Raw genomic sequence first — 17,624 nt, 5'->3', positions numbered from 1 at the left:
TTAAACACGGAATGGAAAAGTTTGTGCAGAAAAAGAAAGCGGGTGGTTTGCTCGACACCTTGAAAACCGTTTTCTGGGCCATTGTTATTGCACTTATGGTTCGGACATTTGCCTATGAACCGTTCAATATTCCGTCTGGATCGATGATCCCGACCTTGTTGGTGGGCGATTATCTGTTTGTTTCGAAATTTTCCTATGGCTATTCGAAGCATAGCCTGCCGTTCAGCCTGCCGATTATTCCGGGCCGGGTTTTTGAATCTGAACCGGACCGTGGCGATGTGGTTGTGTTCAAGCTGCCTGCAGATACCTCGCAAGATTACATCAAACGTGTGATTGGTCTTCCCGGGGATACTGTTCAGGTGACCGATGGCCGTCTTTACATCAATAATAAACAGATCGAACGCGAACGGATCGAAGATTACATCCTGACCGATGGAAGTGGCCGTTCAGCCGCCGTGCCGCAATATATCGAAACGCTTCCGAATGGTAAGGTTCACCGTATTCTTGAGCTGTTTGGCGATCAGGGACCAAGTGACAATACCGAAGCATTCACCGTTCCTGAAGGTCACTACTTCATGATGGGTGATAACCGCGATAATTCGGCCGATAGCCGCGCATTCCCGGCGCGCTTCCGGTTTGTTCCGATTGAAAATCTTGTCGGCCGCGCTGAATTCCTGTTCTATTCCAAGGACAGTTCGCAGCCGGTCTATGATTTTGGCAGCATCCGGTATGATCGTCTGTTTCAGGGGGTTAACTGATGAGTGACGGCATACCGGTGATCGTTGAAATTGATCACGGTTTTTCAGATCCCGATTTGCTGCGCATTGCGCTGACGCATCGAAGTGCCGCAAAAGGCAAGGATGCGTTAAGTGGCGGTAACGAGCGCCTTGAATTTCTGGGCGATCGCGTGTTGGGTCTGGTCGTTGCTGAGATGCTTTACACCCGATTTGGCCGGGAACGCGAAGGGGCAATGGCAAAACGTTTTGTCGCACTTGTCCGTCGTGAAACCCTTGCGCGGGTTGCCGTTCAGATTAATCTTGGCGATCACATTCAGATGGCCAAAGGTGAACGTGCGGCTGGTGCGGACACAAATCCGGCAATTTTATCTGATTGCATGGAAGCCGTGATTGCAGCACTCTATCTTGATGGTGGACTTGAGCCAGCGCGAAGCTTTATCGAAAAGCTGTGGACGCCGCTTCTCGATGAGGCTAACAAGCCGCCACAAGATGCAAAAACGCAATTGCAGGAATGGCTGCAAGGGCGGGGTAAACCGTTACCGAAATACGAAATGGTCGGCCGTGAAGGCCCGGCGCATGCGCCGATGTTTACCATCGAACTGACCACCAGCGATGGTGAACGCGTCAGTGCCGAAGGAAAATCTAAACGCGAGGCGGAACAACTGGCCGCCCAATTGATGTTGGATAAACTAAGTGATGAATGATGTTCCCACTCCGGTGAACGAAGAAAGATTACCTTATCAGCAACGTTGCGGCTTCGTCGCACTTGTCGGTGCCCCGAATGCGGGGAAATCGACGTTGCTGAACCAGCTTGTCGGAACGAAAGTATCGATCGTCTCGCCAAAGGTTCAGACGACGCGTACGCGTGTGCGTGGCATTGTCATGACCGAAGATGCGCAGATTGTTTTCATCGATACACCGGGTATCTTTGCGCCAAAACGCCGCCTGGATCGGGCGATGGTCAAGGCCGCATGGAACGGTGCGGATGATGCCGATCTGGTTGTGCTTGTCATTGATGCCGGCACCGGTGTTACCGAAGAAGACCAGGCAATTATCAAGCAGCTTAAAGACCAGCATCGCAAGGCGATCCTTGCGCTAAACAAGGTTGATAAGGTTGCCGATAAGGAAAAACTCCTGCGCCTGTCGCAGGACCTGTTTGCCAATGAAGTCTTTACCGACGTCTTCATGATTTCGGCCAAAAAAGGTGCCGGTACGCAGGATTTGGTCAATTTCCTTGCTGCCAAAATGCCTGATGGCCCGTGGATGTTCCCTGAAGATGATGTTTCGGATATGCCGCTTCGTCTGTTGGCCGCCGAGATTACCCGCGAAAAGCTGTATTATCAGTTGCAGCAGGAATTGCCATATTCGGCAACGGTTGAAACCGAGCTTTGGGAAGAGCGCAAAGACGGCTCGGTCAAGCTTGAGCAAACCATTTTTGTCGAACGTGAAGGCCAAAAAGCCATCATTCTTGGCAAGGGTGGCAAGCGTATCAAGTCACTTGGCAGTGATGCCCGTAAGGAACTTGAATCTATATTTGAACGTCGGGTCCATTTGTTCTTGTTCGTCAAAGTGCGCGAAAATTGGGGCGATGATCCCAATCGCTTTGCCATGTGGGGACTGGATCCCAACGCTTAAATCTATGCGTCACGCTGATGGACCATCAATAGCTGGATAAGTAATGGAAATCGGATCTGTTTGGGGTATCGTCTTGATCGTTGTTGGCGCTGCTGCCGCAATGATTGTTGCCCGTGTTGCCAGACGTCCTTTCCGTAACCGGTCTGCCCGTCCATCAGCGGAACGTGACAAGTCTTTCTTGCAAAAACCCCTTAATCTGCTTGCGCTTCTTTTTGCGCTCAGCGTCTTTTTTCTGGGTCTGTTTTGGCGGATAACGGGCGGAGGTCCCAACGGATGACCCACCATTCTACCGACCCGATTGATCATGCCATTGATGACAACGAAAAACGTTCATGGACCCGTAAGGCAGTATTTGCTATCGCGCTGATCTGTCTTGCTTCCTGCCTTCTTGGGATGTTTTTTCTTGTTACCCGTCTGATTGTGCCCAGCGGATTTTTCTAAGGGGCATGTATGGACTGGCGTGATGATGGCATTGTTCTTTCGACACGCAAGCTGGGTGAAAATTCGGTCCGCCTGTCTGTTCTGACCCGTGATTATGGCCGACATACAGGCATGGTACGCGGTGCCACCAGCAAATCCATGCGTGGCACACTGGAACCGGGCAATGAAGTGCGGGTAGGGTGGTCTGCAAGGCTTGCCGAACATCTCGGGCAATTCCGCTGTGAGTTAACCGGGGCGCATGCCGCGGATATTTTGCTGCAACCCGGCCCCTTGATGGCGATGAGTTCGGCTTGTGCCATGTTGGATGTGACCCTTCCTGAACGGGAAGCACACCCTGATTTGTATCATGGTACGATTGCATTGCTTGGCGCCCTTAAGGCTGAGCAATGGTTGCCATCCTATATCCGTTGGGAAGTCGGTCTTCTTGAAGAATTGGGATATGGATTGGCACTTGATCGGTGTGCCGCGACGAACGAAGTGACCGATCTGGCTTATGTCTCGCCCAAAAGCGGTCGGGCCGTTAGTGAACCTGCCGGCAATGCCTATCGCGACCGTCTTTTGACTTTACCGGCGTTTCTGGCATCGGGTCGAGCATCACAGGCGCGTGAAACTACCGGTTTTGGCGATCAGTTGCGTGATGGGTTGAAATTGACCGGGTTTTTCATTCACCGCGATATTTTTGAGGCAAAAGGCATCAAGCCGGTTGCCGCCCGCGACCGTCTTGTCAGTCATGTCTGGCGTTTAAACGCCGATGATGAAAAATAAATTGATCAAATTGTTCGGCATATGTTGACCGCGCCCATGCCCGGCGTAGTATGTTGCCAATAACGTAAGACATTCGGAACACGAATGGACTTGCACCTGTCCATTCTGCCAAACAACAAGAAAAATCGTTCATGAGCACAAAGACTTCCGATCCGGCCAGTGCCGGTCAAATCAGGGAAACCCGCCTTGCAGATGCGCTAAGCGAACGGTATCTCGCCTATGCGATGTCGACAATTATGTCGCGTTCTCTGCCTGATGTGCGCGATGGCTTAAAGCCAGTGCATCGTCGTCTTCTCTATGCCATGCGCCAGCTTAAACTGAACCCGGAACACGGGTTCAAGAAATGCGCGCGTGTTGTCGGTGACGTGATTGGTAAATATCACCCGCATGGTGATCAGTCGGTCTATGACGCGCTTGTGCGTTTGGCGCAGGACTTTGCCGTGCGTTATCCACTTGTCGACGGGCAGGGCAACTTCGGTAATATTGATGGCGATAATGCAGCAGCCATGCGTTACACCGAAGCCCGCATGACCGCGGTTGCCGCGGCGTTGATGGATGGTCTGGACGAAGATGCTGTTGATTTCCGCTCGACCTATGATGGCGAGGAACAGGAACCGGTTGTTATGCCGGCGGCCTTTCCGAACCTTCTGGCCAATGGGGCGTCCGGTATTGCTGTTGGTATGGCGACCAATATCCCGCCCCATAATGCAGGTGAACTTTGTGCAGGCTTGATCAAGCTTATTGATAAGCCAGATACATCAATTGCCGAACTTGTGCGCTGTGTGCCGGGACCAGATTTCCCGACCGGCGGGGTTTTGGTCGAACCACCTGAAAACATTCTTGAAGCTTATGCGACGGGGCGTGGATCTTTCCGCCTGCGGGCAAAGTGGGAAGTCGAAAAACTGAGCCATGGTCTGTATCAGATTGTTGTTACAGAGGTTCCCTATCAGGTCCAGAAGGCCAAGCTGGTTGAGCGTATCGCCGATCTGATGATGCTCAAGAAATTGCCGCTTCTGAACGATGTGCGCGATGAATCAACTGATATCATTCGCCTTGTTCTTGAACCGCGGACCCGTGCGGTCGAACCAGAACATCTGATGGAAATGCTGTTCAAAAACACCGAACTGGAAATCCGGTTCGGTTTGAACATGAACGTTCTTGATGGTGATAACACGCCACGCGTGATGAATTTGCGCGAAGTTCTGCGTGCGTTTCTGGCGCATCGTCAGGAAGTTTTGATCCGTCGTTCCAACCATCGACTGGCCAAGATCAATCATCGTCTTGAAGTGTTGGAAGGTTATCTTGTTGCCTATCTCAACCTTGATGAAGTGATCCGCATCATCCGGTTTGAGGATGAGCCGAAAAACGCCCTGATGAAGGCGTTTGACCTGACCGAAGTGCAGGCCGATGCGATCCTCAATATGCGTTTGCGCTCTTTGCGTAAGCTCGAAGAGATGGAAATCAAGAACGAGCACGCCAAACTGACCGCAGAAAAAGAAGGCCTTGAAGCCCTTCTTGGCAGCGAAACAATGCGCTGGGAAAGAATTCGCAACGAAGTTGACGTTATGCGTCAAAGCTTTGGCAAGAAAACCGCACTTGGTAAGCGCCGTACTGAAATTGGCGATGAACCTGAAGAAATCGAAGTGCCGCTTGAAGCCCTGATTGAACGCGAACCGATTACGGTTGTCTGTTCGAAAATGGGCTGGATCCGTGCACTTAAGGGCCATGTTGCCGATGTCAGTGATCTGAAATTCAAAGACGGTGATGAACATCGTTTTGCATTGAAGGCCTTTACCACCGACAAACTGCTGATCCTGTCGACGGCAGGGCGCTGCTACACCATGTCATGCGATAAACTGCCTGGTGGCCGTGGTAATGGGGAGCCGATCCGTCTGTCGATTGATCTGCCCCAGGAACATGACATTGTTTCGATGGTCATTCACAAGGATGGCCGGAACCTGTTGGTTGCAAGTTCCGGTGGTCGTGGCTTCCAGGTTGCTGAAAAAGACGTGATTGCCCAGACAAAAAACGGCAAACAGGTTCTTAACCTTGGCACGGGCGAAGTCGCCAAAATCTTTATGCCGGTTGAAAACGATCATGTGGCTGTGCTTGGTGACAATCGAAAACTTCTGATCTATCCGGTGGCCGAAGTTCCTGAAATGACCCGTGGCCGTGGTGTGATCTTGCAGAAATACCGTCAAGGTGGTCTTTCGGACTTGATCCTGTTTAGCGCCGAAGAGGGTCTAAGTTGGGCGATGGGCGGCAGCGAAGGCCGAACCCGCACCGTTACCGACCTTACTGAATGGATTGGCAAGCGTGCCGGAACTGGACGGATGCCACCAAACGGTTTCCCAAGGTCAAACAAGTTCGAATAACGGCGTCATGCATTATTCAAAGTCAAAAGCCGGATGGTATTTTACCATCCGGCTTTTTTTATCAGCATGTTTGGTCAAACTTGTCGCTCACAACATCATATGCTGCAAATTTCCGCAGAAATGGGCGAATTGCGTACCAAAAGATATAGCGTTTTTGATGGTTAAAATGTAACTTCGCAACCTGATTAGCAGGAAGCTTGCAATATTCCTGTGAGATTAATAAGGGCTTGGGAGTGAATCGTGAGATTTCTGGGAAATTTCGTCCACGCGATAGACAGTCTTAATGACTGGGTTGGTCGCGGGGTAGCCTGGCTTGTGATCCCGATGGTGGTGATCACGTTTTTGGTTGCCACATTGCGTTACGGCTTTGCGGTCGGCTGGGTTTCGATGCAGGAAAGCTATATGTGGCTTTACGGCATCATGTTCATGGTCGGCGCAGGTTATACGCTTTTGCACGGTGGGCATGTGCGCGTTGACGTGATTTATCGTCCGGCATCTGCACGCTACAAGGCATGGGTTGATCTGTTCGGATCGCTGTTTTTGCTGATGCCGGTGGTGATCATGATCTTGATGTATAGCTACCCGTATGTGGTGACCAGCTGGCACCGTCTTGAAGGGTCGCACGAGACGGGCGGTCTTCCGGGTCTGTTCCTGTATAAATCTGTGATTTTGGTGTTTTGCGTTTTGATGCTGCTGCAAGGGATGTCCCTTGCAGCGCGCAGCGTTCTGGTGCTTGCCGGTCATAAAGAATTTGAAATCCATGAAGAAGAGCACGAGGGCGTTTAATGACGGGTGAAGTTCTTAGCCTGGTAATGTTCGCCGTAGCTTGCGGCGTGCTTATTCTTGGTTTTCCGGTTGCCTTCTCGCTTGCGGGCACCGGTCTTGCATTTGCGCTTATCGGTAATGCGATGGGCGCGTTCGATATGCCGCTTTTGGGCTCTTTGCCGTCACGCTATTTCGGTGTGATGACCAACGAGCTTTATGTCGCCATTCCGCTGTTCGTCTTTATGGGCGTCATGTTGGAACGGGCACGTATCGCTGAAAAACTTCTGACCACCATGGGGATGCTGTTTGGCACTATGCGTGGCGGTCTTGGTATTTCGGTTGTGATCGTTGGCATGTTGTTGGCAGCATCTACTGGTATTGTCGGTGCGACAGTTGTCACCATGGGCCTGCTCAGCCTGCCTGCGATGCAGAAAGCTGGCTATGATCCGAAATTGTCCACGGGCATCATCTGTGCGTCGGGGACGTTGGGGCAAATCATTCCGCCATCGATCGTGCTGGTTCTACTCGGTGATATCCTGCAGGGTGCTTATGCCGAAGCACAGCGTTCGATCGGTAACTGGGCACCAGAGCCGATTTCAGTGATGGACCTGTTCGCAGGTGCCTTCATTCCGGGCATCATGCTGGTGTGTTTGTATATCGGCTGGATCATCATCAAGTCGCTCATTGACCCGGATTCTGCACCGGCCCTTGTCGTTGGCAAGCGCCCAAAAGGGCTTTGGGGTGAGGTGCTTCGTGCGCTTTTGCCACCGGCTCTTTTGATTGTTGCGGTTCTGGGGTCGATCTTGACCGGGATTGCGACACCAACGGAATCCGCAGCCTTCGGGTCGGTTGGTGCGATTGTTCTCGCAGCGTTCTACAAGCGTCTTGATATGGCGGTTCTACGCCATGTTGTCCGTCAGACCGTTCAGGTCAGCGCGATGGTGTTTGTCATCCTGCTGGGTGCTTCGGTATTCTCGCTGGTGTTCCGTGGTCTGGGTGGCGATCAGCTGGTTGAAGACCTGCTGCACAACCTTCCGGGTGGTGTGTTCAGCGCGATGCTGGTTGTGATGCTTTTGATGTTCTTCATGGGCTTCTTCCTCGACTTTATCGAGATCGTGTTTGTCGTGGTTCCGATTGTCGGTCCGATATTGCTCAAGATGGACATTGATCCGGTTTGGCTTGGCATCATGATTGCGATTAACCTGCAGACCAGCTTCTTGACACCGCCCTTTGGTTTTGCCCTGTTTTATCTACGCGGTGTAGCGCCGCCATCGATCAGAACGTTTGATATCTATCGCGGTATCATTCCGTTCGTTGCGATCCAGATGCTGGGGCTTTGCCTTGTGGCAGCTTTCCCATGGTTGGCAACCTGGCTGCCGAGTGTTCTGTTCTAGGCAGTCGGCTCAATACAAACTTCAATGAAAAAGGCACCCAATCGGGTGCCTTTTTTTTGCATTTGGTGTCGGTTAGATATGAGATCAGCGAGGCTGGAATCGGGCAGGGTAGTCTCTCACAGACTGTTTGTTGTATTGTGATGGGCACAAATAAAAAGGGCTGGCAAATGCCAGCCCTTTGTCGTTTTTCGATAAGACGGAGAACTTAGTATTTGAACGGCAGGATACGTGCCTGAGCGAAAGCGGATTCCGAGAATTTCGACCAAGCGATCGACTGGGTACGGAATGCGATAAGGCTTTCAAAGACTTCCTGTGACAGCGGGTTGGAAGCAACCAGATCACGCAGAACTTCACCCGACAGTTTACCAAGACCGGTCAGAATGTCGTCAGAGAATGGACGAACATCGACATTGTGCTTGTTACGCAGGGTATCAAGCGCTTGGTTGTTACGTGCGGTGAATTCAGACAGAACCATCTGGTTAACAGCGCGGTTAGCCTGCTCAACGATTGCCTTCAGATCATCCGGAAGTGCATTCCATGCATCAAGGTTGATGAAGTTATCGAGAACGGTCGCTGGCTCGTGCCAACCCGGATAGTAGTAGTATTTAGCTGATTTATAGAGGCCAAATGCCAGATCGTTGTAAGGGCCAACCCACTCGGTCGCATCAATCGCGCCCGACTGCAGTGCCGGTGGGATTTCGCCGCCCGGAAGGTTTACAACGTTTGCACCAGCAGCTTTGACAACTTCGCCGCCAAGACCCGGAATACGCATTTTTAGGCCTTGATAATCAGCAAGGGTGTTCATTTCCTTGTTGAACCAACCGCCCATCTGGGTGCCGGTGTTGCCTGACGGGAAGAACTTACAGTTCAGTTCGGCATACACTTTGTCTGCCAGTTCCTGACCGCCACCCCACTGGAACCAGGCATTCTGTTCCTGAGCGTTCAGACCAAACGGCATTGCTGCGATATACTGGGTCGCGTCAACTTTGCCTTTCCAGTAGTAAGGCGCGCCGTGGCCCATCTCGACGGTGCCGCTGCCGACAGCGTCAATGGCTTCGAATGCCGGAACGATTTCGCCAGCACCAAACACGGTGACTTTCAAACGTCCATCAGATGCCTTGGTGATATATTCGGCAAGAAGGTTCGCACCGGTACCAAGACCCGGGAAGTTTTTGGGCCAGGTCGTGACCAGACGCCATTCACGGACGTCCTGTGCAATCGCCGGTTTGGCGAAGGTGGATACGGCAGCAGCAGTCGCACCTGCTACGGCAGCGCCAGAAAGAAATTGGCGACGTTTCATTAGTTACAGCCTCCCAAAGATGCAAGCTCATGATTTATATGTCAAAGCCGGTTAATCGACTTTGTACCGCAGCTTATATGCGTCTGTGAAAGTAGGCAACCGGGGATCGAGTTGTTGATTTGAACTTTAGTATAATATGGTTAGCCTGAAAGTAGAGTGTGGAACTCTAGCTGCCAATATTGCTTGATGTCGTGTCAGTCGTGGCATCTTGCATTGATACCCATTGACCATTGCGGAAACCTTCGAGGGGCTGAAACCGCATTTTATAGGACATCTTGCGGCAATCGCCGATCCAGTAGCCGAGATAGATATGTGGCAGATCAAGCAGATTGGCCTCATCAACCAGATCAAGGATGACATAAGTGCCAAGTCCACGACGATGTTCGGTGGGATCGAAGAAGCTGTAGACCGCTGAAAGCCCGTCTGCCAGATTATCAACCAGCGCAACCGCGATCAGGCTGCCGTCAGAACGACGATATTCAAAGATCGATGTATCAATCGTGCTGTCTTCAATCATCGCACGGTAATCACGCGCATCCATGCGTGCCATATCACCACTACCATGTCGGGCATCCTGATAGATGCTAAACAGTTGGTATTGTTCCTGTGTGGCGACAGGTGGCAGAACTGTACGGGTAAGGTCGCTGTTTTTGCCTTGAATACGACGAAAGGAACGGCTGCTTTCAAATTCGTTGCAGCGAACACGTACAGGAATGCAGGCATTACAATCACTGCAGGCGGGCAGATAGGCAATGGAGTGACTGCGGCGAAAACCTGAACGTGACAAAAGGTCGTGGACGTTATTGGCTTCGGGACCACGAAGCTCTGTCACCAGCTTGCGCTCAAACCGGCCGGGCAAATAGGGGCACGGCATTGGTGCGGTCATAAAATAGTGCTGCGTTAGGCGCCGCTGATTAACTGTCATCTGGTATTCTCAGTCCTGATCACATCCGACCATCTCTATTCTATGAGATTAGGTGTTATTCATGACAGTTTAAAGGCCGTTGGCATAAAAGGGCATTCAATTTTATCAAATGCGAATGTGCTTAGGGCTGTGACGGGACAGAGAAGGATGGACGACGCTGCGTATTGCTTGGTGCAGCAGGTTGCTCTGGCACAGCGGCAGGCGATGCGTTTGCGGGCCCGGCTTCGCCATTTTGTGGTGCAGTCCCAAGCTCAGATCGCTCACCGGTGCCGCGCAGCAGTGTAATGCTGATGCGTCGATTGCTTTCATTTTCAGGGGCTTCTGGCAGAAGAGGGTCTGTATCGGAAAGCCCTGCGACCTTGGCAAACCGTCCGGTGTTAAGCCCCAGTTCTTCGAGCACGCGACGGGTCGCAAGTGCGCGGTCTGCAGACAATTCCCAGTTTGAATAGCCATCATTGCGGCTAAACGGTACCGCATCGGTATGGCCTTCGATTGAAATATCTTGCGGCATTTTTTCAACGACACTGGCGACTTTCTCAAGCAACAATCTGGTGTGTTCGGCCATGCCTGAACTACCGCTTGGGAACATTGCAGTGCCATCTTCGTCCAAAATCTGAATACGAAGACCGTCGTCGTTTTCTTCGACCCGGATGTTCTTTTCCAGGCCCTGAAGTTCTTCGCTGTTTTCGATGGCTTCAAGAAGCTGTTCTTTGGCTTCGTTGAATTCCTGTTCTTCCATCTGGGCGACACGAATGGCTTCGCGTTCATCGGGGGACTGGACAGGCGGGATGTCCATGCTAACCGTCGGAGAGCCAAATTCAGAACGGAGTGATCCTTCTTCGGCAAGGCTTGTGCCGCCAAGCAGTCCACCGGAACCTGAATCGTTTTGTGAAATGGTTTCAGGGGTGAAATACATCGATACCCCTTGAAGCTGTTCCTCTGTCGCGCTTGAAAGCAGCCATAGCAGCAGGAAAAACGCCATCATTGCCGTCACGAAGTCAGCATAGGCAACTTTCCATGCGCCTCCGTGGTGGCCATGCCCACCTTTTTTGATTTTCTTTATGACGATATCAGGCATACGTCGTGCTTTTCCCTAAGCCGGAAGTATTTCAGTCAAAAATCAAGCTGTTGGCGCATCTTGTAAGGCTTCATCGAGTTCCTTAAAGCTGGGTCGCAGGTCATGCGGAAGAGTTTTACGCGCAAATTCAACGGAAACTTGCGGCGCATATCCTTGCATATGTCCGATGAGCGCAGCCTTGATGCAGCTATAATATTTGGCATCGGCATCAACGGTTTTCTTGATGATGGACGCGGTCGGCGCGACAAATCCATATGCGCCGAGAATACCAAGGAATGTCCCGACCAGTGCGGCCGCGATCAGGCCACCGAGAATTTCCGGCGGTTCTGTCACGGAGCTCATGGTCACAATTACACCCAGAACAGCAGCAACAATGCCAAGTGCCGGAAGTCCGTCGCCCACGGTCTGCACAGCATCGGAAACAGCGTGCTCGTCCTCGTGATGGGCTTCAAGTTCCTGATCGATCACGGCTTCAAGTTCATATGGATTGGTGGTGCCAAGCGTCAGCAGACGAAGATAATCACACATGAATTCGACGGCATGGTGATCCTTCATCAGGACCGGAAAATTGGTAAACAGGCTGGAGCCTTCAGGGTTTTCTACGTGGCTTTCAAGGGCGAGGTCACCCTTTGACTTTGCCAGACGGAAAATAGCGTAGAGGCAAAGAAGAAGCTCAAGATAGGCTGCTTTTTTCTTTGCGCCTTTCATGGCGCGCAGGGTGTAGGAGAACGACCGTTTGACGACGCTGAGTGGGTTGGCTGTCAAAAACGCACCAAATGCAGCACCGAAAATGATCAGGACTTCAAGCGGTTGAACGAGAATGCTAAATGACCCGTGTGGTAAATAGCCGCCCAGCACCGAGCCGAGTACAATGATATAACCGATAATCAGAAACACTATTTTTCCCCGCTACGCCGATATCGATACCGGATCAAGTCACGATACGTTCAATTATGCAGAGCCATTTTTGTATTCAAATGACACGCATGCCCCATCCACATTGCTCTATTAACTTTTAATCTTATTAACATCACGTTTAAATCTGCTGCGAGATAGGTTTGACAGCGCGTGGTTTAGACGCCATTTTCCCCATGCCTTTATACGGGGGCACACTTAAATATGTTTAGTTAGTAAGAGCATTCTTCAATATGTCATTCTCTCCGCGCGATTTTCGGGACTGTCTTGGTCAGTTTACAACTGGTGTTGCTGTTGTGACGACACGTGCAAAAGACGGTTCTAAAGCGGGTATTACCATCAATAGTTTTGCCTCGGTATCGCTTGATCCTGCTCTGGTTTTGTTCTCGGTTGATGCGCGCGCGGCAACGCATGCTCTATTCGCCGGTGAATGCACAGAGTTCTGCATCAATATTTTGCATCAGGATCAAAAAAACATATCGGAACTGTTTTCTGCACCCGGGCAAACCGAATGGGATGATATCGGGTATGAAAGTGACAGTTTGGGCATGCCGCGCCTAAAGGGCAGTCTGGCGGCCTTTACCTGTAAACGGCACGCTATTCACGACGGGGGTGACCACAGCATCATTGTCGGTCATGTACAGGAACTGGTGATGGGCCAAACGGGTAAACCACTTTTGTATTACGGTGGTCGTTACCGCGCGCTCGAAGGCTGAAGCGCATTCGCGACATAGAAAATCAGCGATAAATACAAAACGGGCCACGGCGGTCATGCCAGCGGCCCGTTTTTTGTTTGTAGGGCAGGGTCAATCAAGCGATGTGTTACCCAGTAGGCGGCCGCCGAATCCTTCTTTGATCAGGCGGGCGATAACCTCTTGCCCATGAACGGTATCGCGCACCTCAAGAACCATATCAACATCGGTCTGTTTGGCCGGAACGTCATAGAAATGGCGTTGATGATAAACCTCGATGATGTTGGCTTCTTCTTCACCGATCAGTGTGCTGATGGTCGCCAATGCGCCCGGCACATCGGGAATCTCAATACGCACACGCACCAGCCGGCCCTGACGGGCCATGCCACGCATCAGGACCTGTGCCAAAAGACGCGTATCAATATTGCCACCGCTGACAATCAGACAAACTTTCTTACCCTTGAAGCGTTCCGGGTGATCAAGCAGGGCGGCAAGTGGGGCTGCACCGGCCCCTTCAACAACGCTTTTTTCGATTTCAATCAGCATCTGAATCGATCGTTCTATTGAACTTTCTTCAACCAAAAGAACGTCGTCGAGCTTTTCCTTGCAAATTTCAAGCGTCAATCCGCCGGGCTGTTTAACGGCAATACCTTCGGCAATGGTTACGCCGCCGCCGGTGAATTCATCGCCACGAATGCCTTCATACATGCTCGGGTAAAGCTTGGTTTCAACGCCGATGATTTCAATGTCGGGACGGCGTGACTTGATTGCTGTGGCCACACCAGAGGCCAGACCGCCACCGCCAATCGGCACAACAATCGTATCGATATCGACATTTTCATTAAGGATTTCGAGCCCGACAGTTCCTTGTCCGGCAATGATATGCGGGTCATCAAACGGATGAACAAAGGTAAGGCCGCGTTCTTGCTGAATGCGTCCGGCAGCCTCAAGGCTTTCGGCAAAGACATTTCCGATCAGAACAACTTCGGCACCGTGTGAGCGCGTGTGATGGACCTTGGTGTAGGGGGTGTTTTTCGGCATGACGATGGTGGCCGGAATGCCAAGGCGCTTGGCATTATATGCAACACCTTGCGCGTGGTTGCCTGCCGAAACGGCAATCACACCTTTTTCACGTTCTTGCGGCGTCAGACTTGCCAGTTTGACGTAAGCGCCACGTTCCTTAAAGGACGCCGTATATTGCTGGTTCTCAAGTTTAAGATAAACTTCAGCCTGGCAAATATTTGAAAGTGTTAACGATTTTACCAAAGGCGTCTTGGCGACAATGCCTTCTAATAAACCGGATGCGCGTACAATGTCGTGATAGGAAACAGCCATAATTTCCATGCTCCTGCGGCCATCATCTGTGTGATGTGATGGCAATAATATCATGTGTTGGTGAGAAACGGTATTTAACCGGACCTGTCATCCTCGGATGACAGGGATCACATTTGCAGGGCGGAAATCCCCATAATCATGGCCATCGCACCGGCACGAAGCGTCGGTCGGGAATGCGATGCGAGGATGTCAGTATATGCAGACATAGCCATGTACTTTCTGGATTACGGATAGGATTTCGAAAGGCAGCTTTGCGGATTAAGGCGCGAAGGTCAAGGTCCGCAAAAGAAAAACCGGGTTGCGTTTCGCGCAACCCGGTTCAAGTAACGCCTGGCTTGGGGATGCTTGGCGTTATTCCATATTCAGGATAACGGTCTTCTTGTAGGTGTAATGCTCTAACATGCTTTCAAGCGATGCTTCTTTGCCAAGGCCGGAAAGCTTGATCCCGCCATAGGACAGGTTTGGCTGAACGACAAGGTTCTGGTTGACCTGAACAAAACCTGCTTCAAGACGTTTGGTCGCCTGCAGTGCGGTTTTAAGGTCTGTCGTCCAAACCGTCGCGGCCAAGCCAAAGTCGCTGTCATTGGCCAGTTCCAGTGCCTCTTCAAAGGTTTTGAACTTGAAGACACAGGCCACCGGGCCAAAGATTTCTTCACGCGCAATCCGGGCATCGGGGTCGACATTGGTGAAGATCACCGGGCGGACAAACAGACCATCGGCCAGATTGCTGTCAGTTGGAAGGGCGCTAAGTTCGTTCTTGGTCGCACCTTCTTTTTCACCGATATCGATATAGCCACAAACCTTGTCGAACTGTTTGCGGTTGATGATGGTGCCGATGTCGGTTTCTTCATCAAGCGGGTTGCCCATCTTAAGGGCATTTACCTTATCAATCAGTTTGCTAACGAAGGCATCATGAAGTTTTTCATGAACCAGAATACGCGATGATGCCGTGCAGCTTTGTCCCTGACGGGTGAAGCGCATGCCACCAACCGCACCCGCAATTGCCTTGTCGAGATCGGCATCATCCATAACGATCATGGGGGACTTGCCACCAAGTTCGAGGGTAACCGGAATAAGCTTTTCTGCTGCTGCACGATAAACGGTACGACCGGTTTCAACGGACCCGGTGAAGGAAACCTTTTTAACATCTTTATGTTCGACCAACGGTCCACCACAAGTGGGGCCAAATCCGGAAATGATGTTAAAGACGCCAGCAGGGAGGATCTCCTGCATGATCTGACACACGCGCAAGACGGCAAGTGGGGTGTCTTCGGCCGATTTCACAACCACTGCGTTGCCGGCAACCAATGCCGGGGCAACCTTGATCGCCATCAACATCATTGGCACGTTCCAAGGAATGATCGCGCCGACAACACCAACGGCTTCGCGGGTGGTTAATGTCATCATGTTCGGATTGAACGGAACGGTTTCGCCTTTAAGCTCGGATGCAAGACCGCCAAAGAAGACAAACATATCCGCCAGAACGGATGCCTCGACCCGGCTTTCGGTACGAAGGGCTTTACCCGATTCAAGGGCAACCAACCGACCAAGTTCTTCGGTATGGGCGGTTAAGACACGACCACATTCGGCAACAAGTTTACCGCGTTCGCGGGCAGGGCGTTCGGCCCAATCCTTTTGCGCAGCCTTTGCCGCAGCAACCGCAATTCCAACATCCTCGGCATCGCCATCTGCGGCCTGGCCAATGACTTTTCCGGTGGCGGGATTAAGAACGTCAAAGGTTTTGCCGTTTTTCGGGGCGACAAGTTTTCCATTGATCAGATGAAAGCCGGAAAGTTCTGCGGCCAAGGTGGTCGGATCAAGGATCGGATCGATGGGCATTTTAGGCTCCCTGTATGTTGGTGTGCGGGTGCGCAAATGAGCGTGGGGCACATGATATTGGTTATTTGGTATTGGTTTACCAATTTATCGGGAGGAGTCCACAATATCAAGATCAATTCGCGTCAAGGGGCATGACAGGTTGGTAAAGGGCTGATACCCTGAGAAAGCTGAATGGCCAGCCCGGCGGCGGTACGTGTCTGGGCGCCTGATGTTTGAAAACGATGGAGTATTTATGCCACGTCATTTCGATACGACGTTCGATGTTGTGAAGGAACTCAAACCTTCCTATCCGGTCTATTGCCTTAGACCTAATATTCTTCGAGAAACAGCGCAGCGCTTTGTCGAAATGTTCCCCGGTGACGTCCTGTATGCGGTGAAATGCAACCCGCATCCGGAAATCATGCGATACCTTCATGAAGGCGGGGTCAGGCACTTTGATACCGCATCACCAGAAGAAATATCGTTGGTGCGTCGTCAGTTCCCGGGCATGAAAGCTTATTACATGCATCCGGTCAAAAGCCGCGATGCCATTCGCAATGCCCATCGGGTGTTTGGTATTGATCACTATGTAATTGATACCGAAGAAGAACTTGATAAAATTCGCGAAGAAACCGAAGGCGACAAGAAGCTTGTTATTCATGTCCGCCTTGCGACACCGCCAGCAGGGGCAACCTATAATCTGTCCGCAAAATTCGGTGCCCGTCCGATGGTGGCGGCTGAGTTGCTTAAAAAGGTTGAGGCGTTCGGCTATGAAGCCGGGTTGTGCTTCCATGTTGGGTCGCAATGTACGACGGCAAACGGCTATCGTATTGCGATTGAACTGATCCGCCAAGTTGTCGATTTCTCTGGTGTGAAGGTCAAACATATTGACGTTGGCGGCGGTTTTCCGGGGCAATATATGAACCAACGCGGCCCGGCACTTGAAGAAATCATGGACGAGATAAAGGACTGCATCCGTTGGCTTGATATGCCTGAGACGACCTTTATGTGCGAACCGGGCAGGGCGTTGGTATCAAGCGGTGTGTCGCTGATTACCCAGGTTCATCTGCGCAAAGAAGACACCTTGTTCATCAATGACGGTGTCTATGGCAGTCTGTCGGAAACAGTCACCGGTCAGTTGCGCTATCCCGTACGTCCGATGCGCATTGGCGGTGAATTTGATCAGAATGAAACGCTTGAATTCACAATCTATGGCCCGACTTGTGACAATATGGATGTGCTTCCGGCAACGGTTAATCTGCCGGCCGATATTCGCGAAGGCGACTGGATCGAATTTGGTCATATCGGTGCTTATAGCAACGCACTTGCAACTCATTTCAACGGGTTCTATCCGGATGTTCAGGTAACGGTTGGCGAAGCATTCCCGTTCGTCGACGGTGAATTCCCATACGTTGCATAGGGTAATATTCTTTGGCGGGCGCGGATGTG

The 17,624-nt window shown here is 51.4% G+C and carries 16 protein-coding genes; 10 read left to right on the top strand and 6 right to left on the bottom strand.

Annotation, left to right across the window (positions count from 1 at the left end; genetic code table 11):
* The first annotated feature begins 11 nt into the window (after window positions 1-11).
* The 8 genes from lepB to ACQ0MK_RS07640 all read left to right on the top strand — a co-directional run bounded on the left by lepB (window position 12) and on the right by ACQ0MK_RS07640 (window position 8,112).
* Window positions 12-758 (top strand): signal peptidase I, encoded by a 747-nt coding sequence (lepB, locus tag ACQ0MK_RS07675; protein WP_430475517.1) that lies wholly within the window; start codon window positions 12-14, stop codon window positions 756-758.
* Window positions 758-1,441: a ribonuclease III gene (gene rnc, locus ACQ0MK_RS07670; RefSeq protein ID WP_350045938.1), complete on the top strand. Its 684-nt coding sequence runs from the start codon at window positions 758-760 to the stop codon at window positions 1,439-1,441. Before lepB ends, rnc begins: the two co-directional genes overlap by 1 nt.
* Window positions 1,434-2,372 carry a GTPase Era gene (era, locus tag ACQ0MK_RS07665; RefSeq protein ID WP_350045937.1) on the top strand — a complete coding sequence of 313 codons (939 nt, stop codon included), beginning with the start codon at window positions 1,434-1,436 and terminating at the stop codon, window positions 2,370-2,372. The genes rnc and era overlap by 8 nt, the downstream gene beginning before the upstream one ends.
* 273 nt (window positions 2,373-2,645) lie before the next feature.
* A complete protein-coding gene (locus ACQ0MK_RS07660) occupies window positions 2,646-2,813 on the top strand; it encodes a hypothetical protein (protein ID WP_430475516.1) in 168 nt (55 codons plus the stop codon).
* A gap of 9 nt (window positions 2,814-2,822) precedes the next feature.
* Window positions 2,823-3,578: a DNA repair protein RecO gene (recO, locus tag ACQ0MK_RS07655; RefSeq protein WP_430475515.1), complete on the top strand. Its 756-nt coding sequence runs from the start codon at window positions 2,823-2,825 to the stop codon at window positions 3,576-3,578.
* A 131-nt stretch (window positions 3,579-3,709) separates the two neighbouring features.
* Window positions 3,710-5,953 (top strand): DNA topoisomerase IV subunit A, encoded by a 2,244-nt coding sequence (gene parC, locus ACQ0MK_RS07650; protein WP_430475514.1) that lies wholly within the window; start codon window positions 3,710-3,712, stop codon window positions 5,951-5,953.
* 240 nt (window positions 5,954-6,193) lie between these two features.
* A complete protein-coding gene (locus ACQ0MK_RS07645; RefSeq protein WP_430475513.1) occupies window positions 6,194-6,739 on the top strand; it encodes a TRAP transporter small permease subunit in 546 nt (181 codons plus the stop codon).
* A complete protein-coding gene (locus ACQ0MK_RS07640; protein ID WP_430475512.1) occupies window positions 6,739-8,112 on the top strand; it encodes a TRAP transporter large permease in 1,374 nt (457 codons plus the stop codon). The genes ACQ0MK_RS07645 and ACQ0MK_RS07640 overlap by 1 nt, the downstream gene beginning before the upstream one ends.
* 205 nt (window positions 8,113-8,317) lie before the next feature.
* Here ACQ0MK_RS07640 and ACQ0MK_RS07635 read toward each other — a convergent pair whose 3' ends face one another.
* The 4 genes from ACQ0MK_RS07635 to motA form a co-directional block, all read right to left on the bottom strand.
* Window positions 8,318-9,412: a TRAP transporter substrate-binding protein gene (locus tag ACQ0MK_RS07635; RefSeq protein WP_430475511.1), complete on the bottom strand. Its 1,095-nt coding sequence runs from the start codon at window positions 9,410-9,412 to the stop codon at window positions 8,318-8,320.
* 166 nt (window positions 9,413-9,578) lie between these two features.
* Complete coding sequence (locus ACQ0MK_RS07630; RefSeq protein ID WP_430475510.1) at window positions 9,579-10,337, bottom strand: arginyltransferase; 759 nt, start codon at window positions 10,335-10,337, stop codon at window positions 9,579-9,581.
* A 121-nt stretch (window positions 10,338-10,458) separates the two neighbouring features.
* Window positions 10,459-11,415 carry a flagellar motor protein MotB gene (locus tag ACQ0MK_RS07625; protein WP_430475509.1) on the bottom strand — a complete coding sequence of 319 codons (957 nt, stop codon included), beginning with the start codon at window positions 11,413-11,415 and terminating at the stop codon, window positions 10,459-10,461.
* 42 nt (window positions 11,416-11,457) lie between these two features.
* Complete coding sequence (motA, locus tag ACQ0MK_RS07620; protein WP_350162683.1) at window positions 11,458-12,312, bottom strand: flagellar motor stator protein MotA; 855 nt, start codon at window positions 12,310-12,312, stop codon at window positions 11,458-11,460.
* A gap of 251 nt (window positions 12,313-12,563) precedes the next feature.
* Between motA and ACQ0MK_RS07615 the strand changes: the two genes are divergently transcribed.
* Window positions 12,564-13,046, top strand: a complete 483-nt coding sequence (locus tag ACQ0MK_RS07615) for a flavin reductase family protein (RefSeq protein ID WP_430475508.1) — start codon at window positions 12,564-12,566, stop codon at window positions 13,044-13,046.
* A 90-nt stretch (window positions 13,047-13,136) separates the two neighbouring features.
* Here the strand turns inward: ACQ0MK_RS07615 and ACQ0MK_RS07610 are convergent, their stop codons facing one another.
* Complete coding sequence (locus ACQ0MK_RS07610) at window positions 13,137-14,357, bottom strand: threonine ammonia-lyase (RefSeq protein ID WP_430475507.1); 1,221 nt, start codon at window positions 14,355-14,357, stop codon at window positions 13,137-13,139.
* Window positions 14,358-14,708: 351 nt separating this feature from the next.
* Window positions 14,709-16,196: an aldehyde dehydrogenase family protein gene (locus ACQ0MK_RS07605; protein ID WP_430475506.1), complete on the bottom strand. Its 1,488-nt coding sequence runs from the start codon at window positions 16,194-16,196 to the stop codon at window positions 14,709-14,711.
* 232 nt (window positions 16,197-16,428) lie between these two features.
* On the opposite strand from ACQ0MK_RS07605, the gene ACQ0MK_RS07600 reads away from it, so the two are divergent.
* The gene (locus ACQ0MK_RS07600) at window positions 16,429-17,595 is read left to right on the top strand and encodes a type III PLP-dependent enzyme (RefSeq protein WP_430475505.1); all 1,167 of its coding nucleotides are present in this window, start codon (window positions 16,429-16,431) and stop codon (window positions 17,593-17,595) included.
* The last annotated feature ends 29 nt before the right edge of the window (window positions 17,596-17,624 follow it).

Source organism: Thalassospira lucentensis (assembly GCF_050516545.1).
Taxonomy (GTDB): Bacteria; Pseudomonadota; Alphaproteobacteria; order Rhodospirillales; family Thalassospiraceae; genus Thalassospira; species Thalassospira lucentensis_C.
This window is presented reverse-complemented; position numbering and strand designations above follow the sequence as displayed.